General features: G+C 26.5%; 16 protein-coding genes. 15 read left to right on the plus strand and 1 reads right to left on the minus strand.

Features of this window, described 5'->3' with window-relative positions; all coding sequences use genetic code 11:
• The first annotated feature begins 289 nt into the window (after positions 1-289).
• The 6 genes from GPX08_RS04880 to GPX08_RS04905 all read left to right on the plus strand — a co-directional run bounded on the left by GPX08_RS04880 (position 290) and on the right by GPX08_RS04905 (position 5,251).
• Entirely contained in the window at positions 290-1,216 is a 927-nt protein-coding gene (locus tag GPX08_RS04880) for a transporter substrate-binding domain-containing protein (protein WP_156625722.1), read from the plus strand.
• A complete protein-coding gene (locus GPX08_RS04885; RefSeq protein ID WP_156625723.1) occupies positions 1,209-1,916 on the plus strand; it encodes an ATP-binding cassette domain-containing protein in 708 nt (235 codons plus the stop codon). The genes GPX08_RS04880 and GPX08_RS04885 overlap by 8 nt, the downstream gene beginning before the upstream one ends.
• Complete coding sequence (locus GPX08_RS04890; protein ID WP_156625724.1) at positions 1,909-2,655, plus strand: ABC transporter permease subunit; 747 nt, start codon at positions 1,909-1,911, stop codon at positions 2,653-2,655. Before GPX08_RS04885 ends, GPX08_RS04890 begins: the two co-directional genes overlap by 8 nt.
• Before the next feature lie 368 nt (positions 2,656-3,023).
• Positions 3,024-3,695 (plus strand): response regulator, encoded by a 672-nt coding sequence (locus GPX08_RS04895; RefSeq protein WP_156625725.1) that lies wholly within the window; start codon positions 3,024-3,026, stop codon positions 3,693-3,695.
• A 1-nt stretch (position 3,696) separates the two neighbouring features.
• A complete protein-coding gene (locus tag GPX08_RS04900; RefSeq protein ID WP_156625726.1) occupies positions 3,697-4,896 on the plus strand; it encodes a GHKL domain-containing protein in 1,200 nt (399 codons plus the stop codon).
• 130 nt (positions 4,897-5,026) lie between these two features.
• The gene (locus GPX08_RS04905) at positions 5,027-5,251 is read left to right on the plus strand and encodes a hypothetical protein (RefSeq protein WP_156625727.1); all 225 of its coding nucleotides are present in this window, start codon (positions 5,027-5,029) and stop codon (positions 5,249-5,251) included.
• 137 nt (positions 5,252-5,388) lie between these two features.
• Here the strand turns inward: GPX08_RS04905 and GPX08_RS04910 are convergent, their stop codons facing one another.
• Complete coding sequence (locus tag GPX08_RS04910) at positions 5,389-5,802, minus strand: EamA family transporter (protein WP_156625963.1); 414 nt, start codon at positions 5,800-5,802, stop codon at positions 5,389-5,391.
• Positions 5,803-5,967: 165 nt separating this feature from the next.
• Between GPX08_RS04910 and GPX08_RS04915 the strand changes: the two genes are divergently transcribed.
• From GPX08_RS04915 to surE, 9 genes are all read left to right on the plus strand, one after another.
• Entirely contained in the window at positions 5,968-6,792 is an 825-nt protein-coding gene (locus tag GPX08_RS04915; RefSeq protein ID WP_156625728.1) for a hypothetical protein, read from the plus strand.
• A 441-nt stretch (positions 6,793-7,233) separates the two neighbouring features.
• The gene (locus GPX08_RS04920; RefSeq protein WP_156625729.1) at positions 7,234-7,908 is read left to right on the plus strand and encodes a response regulator; all 675 of its coding nucleotides are present in this window, start codon (positions 7,234-7,236) and stop codon (positions 7,906-7,908) included.
• Positions 7,905-8,927 (plus strand): sensor histidine kinase, encoded by a 1,023-nt coding sequence (locus tag GPX08_RS04925; RefSeq protein WP_156625730.1) that lies wholly within the window; start codon positions 7,905-7,907, stop codon positions 8,925-8,927. Before GPX08_RS04920 ends, GPX08_RS04925 begins: the two co-directional genes overlap by 4 nt.
• Before the next feature lie 26 nt (positions 8,928-8,953).
• Positions 8,954-9,409, plus strand: a complete 456-nt coding sequence (locus GPX08_RS04930; RefSeq protein WP_156625731.1) for a GNAT family N-acetyltransferase — start codon at positions 8,954-8,956, stop codon at positions 9,407-9,409.
• Between the two features lie 96 nt (positions 9,410-9,505).
• The gene (locus tag GPX08_RS04935) at positions 9,506-9,757 is read left to right on the plus strand and encodes a kinase to dihydroxyacetone kinase (protein ID WP_136004118.1); all 252 of its coding nucleotides are present in this window, start codon (positions 9,506-9,508) and stop codon (positions 9,755-9,757) included.
• A gap of 282 nt (positions 9,758-10,039) precedes the next feature.
• On the plus strand, positions 10,040-10,810 hold the full coding sequence (locus tag GPX08_RS04940) for an ATP-binding cassette domain-containing protein (protein ID WP_156625732.1): 771 nt from the start codon (positions 10,040-10,042) through the stop codon (positions 10,808-10,810).
• Positions 10,800-12,779, plus strand: a complete 1,980-nt coding sequence (locus GPX08_RS04945) for an FtsX-like permease family protein (RefSeq protein ID WP_156625733.1) — start codon at positions 10,800-10,802, stop codon at positions 12,777-12,779. The genes GPX08_RS04940 and GPX08_RS04945 overlap by 11 nt, the downstream gene beginning before the upstream one ends.
• A 129-nt stretch (positions 12,780-12,908) precedes the next feature.
• Positions 12,909-13,910 (plus strand): MsnO8 family LLM class oxidoreductase, encoded by a 1,002-nt coding sequence (locus tag GPX08_RS04950; RefSeq protein ID WP_156625734.1) that lies wholly within the window; start codon positions 12,909-12,911, stop codon positions 13,908-13,910.
• Between the two features lie 89 nt (positions 13,911-13,999).
• The gene (gene surE, locus GPX08_RS04955) at positions 14,000-14,755 is read left to right on the plus strand and encodes a 5'/3'-nucleotidase SurE (protein WP_156625735.1); all 756 of its coding nucleotides are present in this window, start codon (positions 14,000-14,002) and stop codon (positions 14,753-14,755) included.
• Positions 14,756-14,760 lie beyond the last annotated feature (5 nt).

A 14,760-nucleotide genomic window follows, 5' to 3' on the forward strand; every position in this document is an offset into this window, starting at 1 on the left:
ACAAACAATAGCAACTCTTTCTTCTTCAGTAAACTTTCTTATGAATCTCGTACTCATTTCTTTCCCCCTCAAGTAAGTTATTTTAATTATAATTACACTGAGTGTAATAGTCCAACATTCTGAGGGGGCCTATGAGTTCTTCATTTTTAATTTTTAATTCTTAATTTGGGCTGTTTGTGCGACAGCCCCTTTTATTTTAAATAGTTCTAATAATAATATATATTTTAGTTGAAAAATATGGATTAAATAAATATAATAAGAATGAAAAAGTTTGTAGGAGGTTTAACAAATGAGAAAGTTAAACAAGAAATTATCTTTAGTTTTATTATTAGTATTTTCTATATTTTTAATTGGATGTGGAAATAAAGAAAAAGCAGAAGAAGTAAAAGAAGATCCAACATTGAAAATTGGCTTAATGCCTGCAGTTGATACAGCTCCGATTCTAATTGCTGAAAAGAATGGATATTTTAAGGATGCTGGAATTAATGTTGAAATTGAAATTTATACTAATGCTCAAAATAGACAAAGTGCTCTTCAAAGTAATGAAATAGATGGAGCAATGACAGATTTTATTGCAGTCGCAACAAATGTAAACGGTGGCTTTGATATAAAAGCTACAACTATGACTGATGGAATGTTCCCAATTTTATCTAATGAAGGCGCTACTGAAAAGAAAGATGTTAAAGTAGGAGTTATGGAAGTAAGCGTTACTAATTATTTAATAGATAAGTGGTTAAGCGAAGACTATAATATAGAAAAAGTATTTGTTACTGAGATACCTGCTAGAATGGCTGCTTTAAAAACTAATGAAATAGATATGGGTATATTCCCAGAACCAGTAGCTTCAAATGGAGAATTACAAGGATTAACTAAAAATATTTATGGAATGGATGATGAATTCTCTCCACAATGTATGGTATTTACAGGAGATTCTATTTCTAAAAAACCAAATACTATAAAAGCTTTCCATGAAGCATATAATAAAGCAGTTGATGAAATTAATAAGAATCCTGAAATTGCTAAAGAAATATTAATAGAAAAAATACCAAATACTAATCCGGAAGTTAAGGATATTATGACATTGCCAACATATAAGAAAGCTGCCCTTCCAAGTGATGAGTACTTACAAAGTATAATAGATTGGACTGAGAAAACATTAAATAAAGATTTAAATGTGAAACCAGCTGATTTATTAGAAGGAAAATTTGTTGAATAATTTAATAAAAATTAAAGACTTATCTGTAAAGTATAAGGAAGAAATAGCAATAGATAATTTAAGCTTATATATTGAAAAAGGAAAATCTTACGCTATTATAGGCAAGTCTGGATGTGGAAAGACAACCCTGCTATATACTATGGCAGGGCTTATTTCTAATTATGAAGGGGAATTAGAAATAGATGGAGAAACATCATTAATACTACAGAATTTAGGACTTTTTAATTGGTTTACAGTATATAAAAATATATATTTAGGATTAAATAAGAGTAATTTATCTAAAGAAGAAAAAAATAAAGTAGTCGATATGATTATTGATGAATTGGGACTAGCTGATATTAGAAATAAGTATCCTAAGGAACTGAGTGGTGGACAAAAACAAAGAGTGGCTATAGCAAGAACAATAATAAACAATCCAGAAATACTTTTATTAGATGAGGCTACATCAGCTCTAGATTCAATTAATAAAGAAATGATTCAGGAGTTATTACTTGAGATTAAAATAAAGAAGAATATTACTATGATTTTAGTTACTCATAATATAGAGGAAGCTGTTTATTTAGCAGAAGAAATAATAGTAATGAAATATGGTAAGATAGATAACATAATTCCTAATAAATACTTTGGTGATAAAGATATAAGGACAAAAAACGAATATATAGAAATATGTAATAAAGTAAGAGGTAGTCTTTATGATTAAGGATAAGGTTTTAAAATTTTTTAAAAGTTTATATGGAGTTATTATAATAATTATCTTATGGTATTTATTAAGTTTAGCAATAGGAACTAATATGGTACCAACACCTAAGGCTACATTATTAGAATTAATAAGACTAATGCAGAATGATTTTATGTATCATATTTTATATAGTCTTTATAGGATATTAGGAGCCATAATTATCTCATTAATTATAGGGATTCCTCTTGGGATATTACTAGGTAGAAGCACTATTTTTGATAAAATAATATCACCAATAGTTTACTTGCTTTATCCAATACCAAAGATAGCTTTTTTACCAATCTTTATGGTTATGTTTGGTATAGGTGATAAATCAAAGATAATACTTATGGTTACTATTATAGTATTCCAAATCTTAATAGTAACAAGAGATGCAGTAAATGAAATAGATAAAGATGTTTTAATATCTGCTAAGGTTATGAAATTCAATAAATTTCATACAATGACAAAAGTAATAATACCTAGTATTTTGCCAAAGATATTTTCAGCTTTAAGAGTAAGTATAGGAATAGCTATTTCTGCATTATTCTTTAGTGAGAATTATGCTACAAAATATGGACTAGGTTATTATATAATGAACTCTTGGTCAATGGTAGATTATAAGGGGATGTTTGCAGGAATATTAGCTTTAAGTATAATGTCATTAATAATATTTAGGATAATAGATTTATTAGAGAAAAAAATATGCCCTTGGAAATAAATATCATAGAAAAAGTCTGTATCAAATTTTATATTAATATTGATACAGACTTTTTTTATACATAATTAATTGCCTATTATTGTAGAACTATCAAGTAATCTTTATAAATAAGCCAAGAATAAGTTCAATAGTGACCTCTTCTGCAACTAATGTAAAATGTTTAATTATATTCTTGTATTTATATTCTAAATCTTTAACTCCAGAAGTTATAACCATATTAATCTCCTTAAAATGATATAATATTAATACAATTATTAACAAATAAAGTGTGATAGTATAAATTTAATATTAATTTAAGGTTAGTGTGATAAAATAATTTAAAGTTAAATAATTAGAAGTTTTTCTTTTGAAAAGAGGTGTGTTAATATATGAGATTATTACTAATTGAAGATGAAAAAGAATTATCTGAAGCCTTAGTTGAAATATTGAATAAAAATAAATATGTTGTAGACGCTGTTTATGATGGAGAAGATGGATTAAATTACGCATTAACAGATATTTATGATGTTATAGTTCTAGATATTATGTTACCTAAATTAAATGGTCTAACTGTATTAAAAGAGCTAAGAAAAAAGGGGATATCAACTCCAGTAATTATGTTAACAGCAAAAAGTCAAATTGAAGATAGGGTTCAAGGACTAGATTTAGGGGCCGATGATTATTTAACTAAGCCTTTTGCTGCAGAAGAGCTACTTGCAAGGCTTAGATCTATAACAAGGAGAAAAGGTAATGTCATAAATGATAATTATCTTTCTTACGGCGATGTGAAATTAGATTTAAATACATATGATTTAGAGGTAAATGAAGAAAATATTAGGCTTACTCTTAAAGAATTTGAAATAATAAAATATTTTATGGAAAGACCTAAAAGTGTAGTTAGTAAGGATGATCTTATTACTAAGCTTTGGGGATTTGATTCAGAAGTAGAGTACAATAATATTGAAGTTTATATTTCTTTTATTAGAAAAAAACTTCTACATCTAAACTCTAAAGTTAATATAGTGACTATAAGAGGTGTTGGATATAGAATGGAGGAATAGTATGTTCGAAAAGTTAAAAAAGAAATTCATTCTTATAAATATGACTCTTTTAACATTAGTTTTTATACTTATTTTTGGAACTATATATGTTACTACTGTAGCTAATATGAATAGAGATTTAGAAAGGGATTTAAGAGGTGCTATTCAAAACCCTAGAAAGCCAGGACCGGACTTTAAAAATGGAAATAGTATTATAATAGATTTAGATTCTGAGAATAATGTAGCAAATGTAACTACAAATATAGAAATTAATAATGATGAGTTAGAAGGTGTTATATATTCTATAGTTAAAAGTGAAAATATAACTGATAAGATTGATATTTCAGGAAGTAGCTATGGCTATTTAAAAGAGTACACTCCAAAAGGTTTAAAGATTGCATTAATAAGTAGAGAACTCCAAATAGATATGATTAATAACCTTCTAAAGGTTTTTTTAACTGTAGGAAGCATAAGTTTGCTATTACTTTTCTATATAAGTGTTTATCTAACTAACAAGACTATTAAACCAATTAAGGAAAGCTTTGAAAAGCAAAAGCAGTTTATAGCTGATGCATCTCATGAGCTTAAGACTCCTCTTGCAATAATAAGAACTAACACTTCAGTAATAACTTCTAATAAAGAAGAAACTGTAGGTAGTCAAATGAAATGGATAAATTACATAAGCAATCAAGTAGATAGGATGGCGAAGTTAATAGATGATATGCTATCTTTAACAAAGCTTGATAGTAATATAATTGTAGAAGAAAAAGTAACTTTTGATTTTAGTAAGGCTTTAAATAGTATACTACTAGCTTTTGAGGCAGTTGTTTTTGAAAATAATATTATATTAGAAACAGAAATACAAGAAAATATAAGCTTAAAGGCAAATAAAGAAGAAATTAAAAAGCTTTGTAGTATATTACTAGATAATGCGTTAAAGTATACAAATTATAATGGGAAAATAAATGTTTTATTATATGAGGATAAAAATAAGGTTTATCTTAAGGTTAAAAATACTGGAGATGGTATTAAGAAAGAGGATTTAGATAAGATATTTGAAAGGTTCTATAGGGTAGATACTTCAAGAGCTAGAGAAACTGGCGGATATGGATTAGGATTATCTATAGCAAAATCAATAGCTAAAAGTAATAATGGTAGAATATATGCTGAAAGTGATATTGGAAAAGATACTACTTTTATAATTGAGTTTAATCTTCAATAGAATTATTAAGGTTAAAGTTCTGACTATTTTAAGGTGAGCTTATTTTAATAAAGAGGTGAATTCATATTTATTGGTATATAGATACCATAGATTATAGGGTTATAGATATTTAAATAGGGAGAGAATTATTATGAATGATAGAGAATATATAGAAAGAGAAGCAAGAATACTTTATAAATATATAGTAGAGGATAATGAAAAGTTTGATAATAACAAACAGTTATATGCAAGAATATTAAATAATATCAGGAGTACTGCTGAATGTGATATTGGTGGAATTGAAACACTAGATTTGTCATTAAGTGAAATAAAAGAAATTATTAAAGATATAGTAGAAAACTATAAAGAAATATGATTATGGTATGATAATAGGAATTGTTATACTTAATAAGTAATAATGAAGATGAAAACTCAGCTTTTAATAGCCTCACTTAAAATAGTGAGAATAAAATTGAAAGCTGAGTTTATTAGTTCAAAATAATAATAGCAAATTTAAAGAATCAATATAAATGTGCCAATAGTAATGAATATTCCACCTATTACTGTTTTAAATGTAACTGCCTCTTTTAAAATTACAAAGGCAAGAACCATAGTGATTACAACACTAAATTTATCTATAGGAACTACTTTAGAAGCTTCTCCTATTTGTAATGCTTTATAATAAAATAGCCAAGATAGACCAGTTGCAATTCCGGATAATATTAAAAATATCCAACTTTTTTGAGTAATATTGCTAATTTGATTTATACTACCATTAATTAATACAATTCCCCAAGCCATAACTAATACAACAACTGTTCTAATAGCAGTTGCTAAATTAGAGTTTATGTTTTCGATACCTATCTTAGCTAAAATTGAAGTAAGTGCAGCGAACAGAGCTGATAGTAAAGCATAGACTATCCACATGTTGGTTCCCCCTTTAAGATTAATTTTCTTAAACATTATTATTTCCTCCATAAAAATGTAGTTAGTATTATTATATAGTAATAGATTGTATAATAAAAGATTACATGTTTTGTATTGTTATAAATTATATATTTAAAGGAAAATCATGTTATAATTTTAATACATATGATATATGTCATTATTTTTACTATAAGTTTAAGAGCAGGGGGAACTATGAATAGTACAACTTTAAAATTGATAGCACTTTTTCTAATGTTTTTAGATCATATTTTTGCTTTTATTGATGGGATGCCAATATGGCTTACATGGCTTGGGCGTATATCAGCTCCAATTTTCATGTTTACTATGGTATGGGGATTATATTATACACATGATAGGAAAAAGTATTTATTAAAGATATATTATTTTAATATTATAATGGCTGTTGGGGATGTTATACTTGCTATGGCTTTTCCAAAAAGTGATAAATTACTAGTAAATAATATTTTTAATACACTTTTATTAATAGGAATTGTAGCCACAATAATTGATAAATATAAGAATGGCGAAAAGATGGAAGGTAAGAAGCTTCTAAATAAATTTTGGATTTTACAAGGAATTAGTATTTTAATTACAGTTGTAATAGTAGCAATGTTCCATAAAATTTATAATTTAGCCTTAATACCATCAGCTATTTTACCTAATATTTTATTTTGTGAAGGTGGACCACTTTGGTTTGTTATAGGAATAATGTTATATGTATTTAAAGATGACAAAAAGAAGCTTATGATGTATTATCCAATATTTTCAGCAATAACATTTGTATTTATAAGTGGTTTTTCATTTACCTACGAAAATCTATTTTTAATTAATTATCAGTGGATGATGATTTTAGCTCTGCCTTTTATGCTTATTTATAATGGTGAAAAAGGAAGAGGCCTTAAGTGGTTATTTTATATTTTTTATCCAGTACATATTTTTATCTTATTTATATTAGGAAATTATATTTAAAAGACATTAATTGGGTTGTTAAATAATGAATAAGTAGAGTATTTAAACTTTCTAATAAAACCGTAAAAAGACTTAGCATGATTTAGTGATTTGAAACAAATTACATAAGTTACTACTAAATATTAATTAGTAATTGTATTAAGGGCTGATTTATTCCAGCCCTTAATAGTTATTTATAATCAGTATGAGTTGAAGGCTCACTTTCACCGGAAGGTGTTTTTTTTATTGCCTTATTTCTAGACTTATCTTTATAATTTGGTGCAGTGGGATCAAGTGTGTTTTTAGACTTCATATAGTTACCTCCTTTAGCTGAATTCTATAATTATCTTTTCCAATTAATAAATAAATATTATACTTTTAATTAAGTTATATTTTATAATAATAGAGTTATGTAAATTACTAATTAAAACATATATATTAATATTAGAAGAGGGTGTAAAAATGGATACAAAAAAGATTTTTATTATTGAAGATGAGAAGAAAATAAGAAATGAATTATGCACATTTTTAAATAAATATGGATATATAACTAACTACTCAGTAGATTTTGAAAATATAGTAGAAGAAGCTTTAAAAGAGAAGTATCATTTGATTTTATTAGATATAAATTTACCTTATTATGATGGTTATTATGTATGTAGAGAAATAAGGAAGAAAAGTAATGTGCCAATTATAGTAGTTACAAGTAGGGATAGTGAAGTTGATGAACTTATGAGTATGAATTTAGGGGCAGATGATTTTATTACTAAGCCTTATAATACTCAAATACTTTTAGCTAGAATTGCATCTATATTAAGAAGAAGTTATAGCAATCAGGAAGTAGATATTTTAGAGTATAGGGAGTTAGAGCATAACTTATCTACTAGTGAAGCGAGCTTTAAAGATAAGAAGATTGAACTAAGCAAAAATGAAAGCAGAATCTTATATGTACTCTTAAAAAATAATGGGAAGATAGTATCAAGAAATGAAATTATTGAAGCATTATGGGAGTCTGATGAATTTGTAGATGATAATACATTAACAGTAAATATAAATAGGCTAAGAAAAAAGCTAGAAGGAATAGGAGCAGGAGATTTTTTAAAAACTAAGAGAGGTCAAGGATATATTTTAATATGAATATAGTAGATTTTTTAAAAGAAAGAATATTGTTTTTAATTTTAAGTCTAGCTGTTTTAATGTTTTCAAGTCTACTTCTTATTTATTTGAAAGTAGATTTGTATGCAATTATTTTTATTGCATTATTAAATTTAAGTAGCCTTTTAATTTATCATCTATATGATTTTTTTAATAAGAAAAAATATTATGATGAGGTAATATGCAACCTTGAAGCTTTAGATAAAAAATACTTAATTTCAGATGTTATTGAAGAAGGTAGCTTTTTAGAAAGTAAGCTTATATACCACATTATTAATGAGGTTACTAAATCAATGAAAGATGATATATCAGAGCTTAAAATAAATAATAGAGAATATAGAGAATATATAGAGCTTTGGGTACATGAGATAAAGACACCTATATCTAGTTGTAAATTACTTATAGAAAATAATAAATCAGATTTAACTGATAGTATTAATGAGGAAGTTATAAAGGTTGAAAATTATATTGAGCAAGCTTTATTTTATGCAAGAAGTAATACTCTTGAGAAGGATTATATTATCAAAGAACTTAATCTGAAGAGTGTTGTTAATAAGGTTATAAGGAAGAATTCCAAGATTTTAATTCAAGAAAGAATAAAAATAGAAACTAAAGATTTAGAGAAAACAATATATACAGATAGCAAATGGATAGAATTTATTCTAAATCAAGTTTTATCAAATTCTATAAAGTATATTGATAATAGTAAGAGTGAAAACAAAATAAAGTTCTATACTAGAGATATAGGTGAAAATATAGTTTTATATATTGAGGACACAGGAATAGGAATAACTGAAAAAGATGTTATAAAGGTTTTTGAAAAAGGATATACTGGAGAAAATGGTCGTAGATATAGTAAGTCTACAGGGATGGGATTATATCTATGTAAAAAGTTAACTTCAAAACTTGGGCTTGGAGTTAATTTGGAATCAAAAGTTAATAAAGGTACGAAGGTAGCAATTATTTTTCCTATAAATAAATACTTTATAGAGATGCAATAAAATAATTAGGGTTAAGGATAAATATTATGAAGATAAGAAGATATAAATCAGAAGATTTCAAAGAAATTGCAGATCTATTTTACAATACAGTTCATTCAATTAATATAAAAGATTACACTGAAGAACAAGTTAATGTATGGGCAACTGGAAAATTAGATTATGAAAAATGGAATAAATCCTTAGAGGAACATTTTTCATTAGTAGCAATAGAAAATGAAGTAATCATTGGATTTGGAGATATAGATGATACTGGATATTTAGATAGGCTTTATGTACATAAGGATTATCAGGGAAGAGGAGTTGGAACTTACATTTGCAATGAATTAGAAGTAAAATGTAAAACTAAAAATTTCCTTGTTCATGCTTCAATTACGTCAAAACCTTTCTTTGAAGGAAGAGGGTACAGAGTTGTCAAAGAACAGGAAGTAGAACGTAATAGTATTAAGTTAAAGAATTTTATAATGAAAAAAGAAAATAATTAGTATAATATTTACAGCATATGTTATAATTGAGATATAAAATCAATCAGATATTATTTATTTAGTTAAAAAAATTAAATAAATTAAAGGAGGAGAAATATGCTTGAATTTAAATATGATACTCAATTATTAATTGAGGGAACTAATTTATCAGAAGATGGAATTAATGAATATATAACTAAGAACATAGAAGGAGATTGCTTGCTAGCAGTAGGGGATGAAGATTTAGTAAAGGTGCATTTCCATACTAATACACCTTGGAAGGTTCTTGAGTATTGTGCATCACTAGGAGATATCTATGACGTAGTTATCGAAAATATGGAACGTCAAGAAAATGGTCTACAAGGCTAGTTAAATAATTAAAAATGAATAATGAAGAATGAAGAATTGATGAAAAAACTCCTAGGGGAGTTTTAAATAAGAAAAATGATTTAATGTAATTCTAGAGAATTATATTAATAATTCTTCATTTTGATTTGGCTGTCTTTGTGACAGCCTTTTTTATTGATTAAATTGAATATAATATCTATTTCTAAACTTACAAAAGTGTAAGTTTAATGTTATATATATCAATGGATTAAATTTTGAAAAAGCAATAAAATAAGCCTATAGTAAGAAATAGGAGGATTAAGCATGAGTAAAGAAATTTTAAAAGTTAGCAATATAGAGAAGTATTATGGAAAAAGAGGAAATATAACAAAGGCTATAGATAATATAAGCTTTACAGTAGAAGAAGGAGAATTTGTTGGGGTAATGGGTGCTTCTGGTAGTGGGAAAACTACGCTTTTAAATTGTATTTCAACTATTGATAAAGTAAGTAGTGGACATATTTTTATTTCTGGAAATGATATTACAAAATTAAATTCTAAGAAGATTTCTAAATTTAGAAGAGAAGAATTAGGATTTATATTCCAAGATTTTAATTTGCTAGATACCTTAACAGCTTATGAAAATATAGCTTTAGCTTTAACTATAATGAAAGTGAATCATAAAGAAATAGATAATAGAGTAAAAGAAGTTGCAAAGAAATTAAATATTGAAGAAGTTTTAAATAAATATCCTTATGAAATGTCCGGTGGACAAAAGCAGAGAGTTGCATCAGCAAGAGCAATAATTACTAAGCCTTCATTAATTTTAGCAGATGAACCAACAGGTGCCTTAGATTCTAAATCTGCAAAGATGTTACTTGAAAGTATGGAAGATTTAAATAAAAATCTTAATGCAACTATTATGATGGTTACTCATGATGCATATTCAGCAAGTTATGCTAAAAGAATATTATTTATTAAAGATGGTAGGATATTTAATGAATTAATTAGAGGTAATGATTCAAGAAAGGAATTCTTTGATAAGATAATTGAAGTTATTACTCTTCTTGGAGGTGACCAAAATAATGTATTCTAAGTTAGCTTTTAGAAACTTAAAAAGAAGTTTTAAAGATTATGCAATTTATTTTTTAACATTAGTATTTGGTGTTTGTATATTTTATGCTTTTAACTCAATACAATCTCAAGGAATAATGTTAGATTTTAGTGAAGTTCAAAAAGAAGCTTTTGAGATGGTTGATCAAGTAATGGGATATGCGTCAATATTTATATCATTTGTTTTAGCATTTTTAATTATATATGCAAAAAATTACTTAATAAAAAGAAGAAAAAAAGAGTTTGGAGTATATATGACTCTAGGAATGGATAAGGGGAAATTATCTAAAATACTTTTTATTGAAACATTATTAGTTGGTATAATATCCCTTGTTATAGGCTTAGGACTTGGGATTATTATATCTCAAGGTTTATCGTTATTAACTGCAAAGATGTTTCAAGTTAAAATAAGTCATTTTAAATTTGTTTATTCGCACTCAGCTATGATTAAAACTATAATTTCCTTTGGAATTATTTATATATTAGTATTAATGTTTAACTCAGTATCAATTGGAAAGGTACAGTTAATAGATTTATTAAATTCTTCAAAGAAAAATGAAAATATAAAAGTAAGAAATGTTTGGGTTTCTGTTTTTACATTTATAATAAGCTTAGTTATGATAGGCCTAGCTTATTATACAGTTCTTGATAATGGAGCTTCAACAATAGGTATAAATGGAACAAGTATCTTACTTGGTGCTGGTGGAACATTTTTATTCTTCTTCTCTTTATCAGGATTTTTATTAAAGCTAGTGCAATCTAATAAAAGATTTTATTTAAAAAACTTAAATATGTTTGTGCTAAGACAAATAAATAGCAAAATAAATACTGTATTTATATCAATGTCCTTTATATGTTTATTATTATTTACAGGTATATGTATGCTTGCAGGAGGTCTTGGAATCAGTAGTGCATTAAATTCTGATTTGAAAGATTTAACTCAACATGATTTAACTATAATAAATTATGATGGAGTAGATATTGAAGAATACTTTAAGGAAAAAGGATTAGTCTTAGGTGATTATTCTGATGATTATGTTAGTTACATTAATTATAAAAGTGATTTAAAATATAATGATATTATAAAAGAAGAGGATAGAAAAGAATTAAAGGATTTATATCCAATTGCAACTAATAGTGAAGTACAAATAATTTCTTTATCAAAGTTTAATGAACTTATGAAGATGGATAATAAAAAGGAAATATCTTTAAATCCTGGAGAGTATGCAATATTTTCTGATATAAAGGAAGCTAATAAGGCCTTAAACACTGCTATAAAAGAAGATAAAGAAATTAATATAAATGGAAATATACTAAAGCCATCAGATAATAAGGTTATTGAATTAGTAGCATATAATGATATTATGAAAAATAATATTTGTACTATTATAGTAAATGATAATATTGTAAGTGATTTAATTCCCTATAAATCATATGTAAATATGAATTATAAAAATGATGATAGTAAGATAATTATTGCTAAACTTGAAGAAGTAAATAAAAGAAGTGGAGATACTTACTTTGTGTCTAATGATAAAGAATCATTATTAGCAAGTTCATCAAGCATGGGAGCTACTATAGCATATTTAGGAATATATATGGGAGGTATCTTCTTAATAACATCGGCTGCTGTTTTAGCTCTGCAACAGTTATCAGAATCAACCAATAATATTGCAAGATATAACTTATTAAAGAAGATAGGTGTAGATGAAAAACTTATAAATAAATCATTACTAATACAAATAGCAATTTACTTTTTAATGCCGCTGTCTTTAGCCTTAATACATTCAATTGCAGGATTAGAATTTTCTAAAAGAGTAATAACTATGTTTGGAAGTATTAGCATTATGAAAAATGTATTAATAGCACTGGCAGTTTTAGTTGTTATATATGGAGGATACTTTATATCAACTTATTTCGGGGCTAAGAAAAATATAAATAATGTAATTTAGATTTAAACACCGTATTATTCAAAATGAATATACGGTGTTTTTTTATTAAAATCTATACTTGAAAATATTTCTCAAATAGTTATAGTGTATAATAAGAGTATAAAATGAATATTTAAGAGAGGTAGGAAAATGAATATTAAGTTAAGTGCATTAGATCAATCTCCTATAAGAGAGGGATCTACATCAACAGAAGCATTGAATAATACTATAACCCTTGCGGTAGAATTAGAAAAGTTAGGATATTATAGGTTCTGGGTGTCTGAGCACCATGATACAAAAAGCTTAGCAGGATCAAGTCCAGAAGTTCTAATTTCAAGTATTGCAGCTAGGACTAATAAGATTAGGGTAGGATCAGGTGGAGTAATGCTTCCTAACTACAGTCCTTATAAAGTTGCTGAAAACTTTAAGGTTCTTGAAGCACTATATCCTAATAGAATAGATTTAGGGTTAGGTAGAGCCCCTGGTGGTATGCCACTTGCAACAAAGGCATTAATGCAAGGAAGAAGTATTTTTAATGACAATTATGAGGAGAAGGTATTAGATTTAGTTAGATATATTTATGATATAGTTCCAGAAAATCATGAATTCAGTGGCTTAAAGGCGACACCAATAATAAATACTTATCCAGAAATTCATATACTAGGATCTAGTGGTGGAAGTGCAGGACTAGCATCAGGTATAGGGGCATCTTATGCTTATGCACAGTTTATAACTGGAGGGATGGGAGTAAGTTCTGTAAATTGGTATAGAGACAATTTTAAGAAATCAGTTATTTCTTCGGCACCTAATACTATAATTTGTAGTTTTGTAATTTGTGGAGAAACAGAAGAAGAAGTTAATAATCAAATAGCGATAATGGATTTGACATTATTACTAGTTGAAATGGGAAAATCTTTAGGTGTACCTTCACTAGAAAAAGCATTGAATTATAAATATTCTGAGGCAGAGATGAAAGTTGTTAATAGGAATAGAAAAAGAATGATAGTTGGAACACCAGATAAAATAAGAGAACAGCTTATAAATATGAGTAAGCTTTATAATACTGATGAATTTATGATAATTAATTTAAATACAAGTTTAGAGGAAAAGTTAAAGTCTTATAGATTAATTTCAGAAGCTTTTAAGGAATAGAGATTGTGTTATATGCACAATCTTTTTTATAATAATTAAATTTATGATAGTATATAATATGTAATAATACTTATTTTAGGAGGTCTAACATGAAAATATTAATTACTAATGATGATGGAATAAATGCAAGAGGAATATATGCTTTAGCAAAAGAGATAGCTAAAAAACATGAAATTACAGTTGTGGCACCTAGAGAGCAAAAGAGTGCTTCAAGCCATTCTATATCAATTCATAATCCTATAAGGATAAGAGAAGAAAAGATAGATGATGGATTTAAGGCATATAGTTTAGTTGGAACGCCGGCTGATTGTACTCAGGCTGGTTTATCATTACTTTGTAAAGAGGTTGATTTAGTTATTTCAGGAATAAATAGAGGACTAAATTGTGGAACTGATATACTTTATTCAGGAACTGTTTCTGCTGCGGTAGAAGGAGCTATATATAATGTTCCTTCAATTGCTATTTCTATGGAGGTAGATTGGGAAAGGGAAGATGAAGATTATAGCAAGGCAGCTAAATGGATAAGTAAAGTAGTAGATATAGCTGAAAAAAGTTATTTAAGAAAAGATGTTGTATTAAATGTTAATGTACCAAATGTTGATGAAAAAGAAATAAAAGGAATTAAGGTTTGTAAGCTTGGTAAATCTACTTATAAAACTAATTATATTTTAGTAGAAGAAAATGAAGATATGATATATGAAATAAAGGGAACTAGAAATGCAATATCAGAAGACGATTCTGATTTATATTTCTTATCACAAGGTTACGTAACTTTAACACCTTTACATTATGACTTTACTAATTTTAAGATTTTAGATGAGGTAAAAAATATATTTGAAAACTAGGTGAT

This window comes from Clostridium tertium, assembly GCF_902652255.1.
Lineage (GTDB): Bacteria > Bacillota > Clostridia > Clostridiales > Clostridiaceae > Clostridium > Clostridium tertium_A.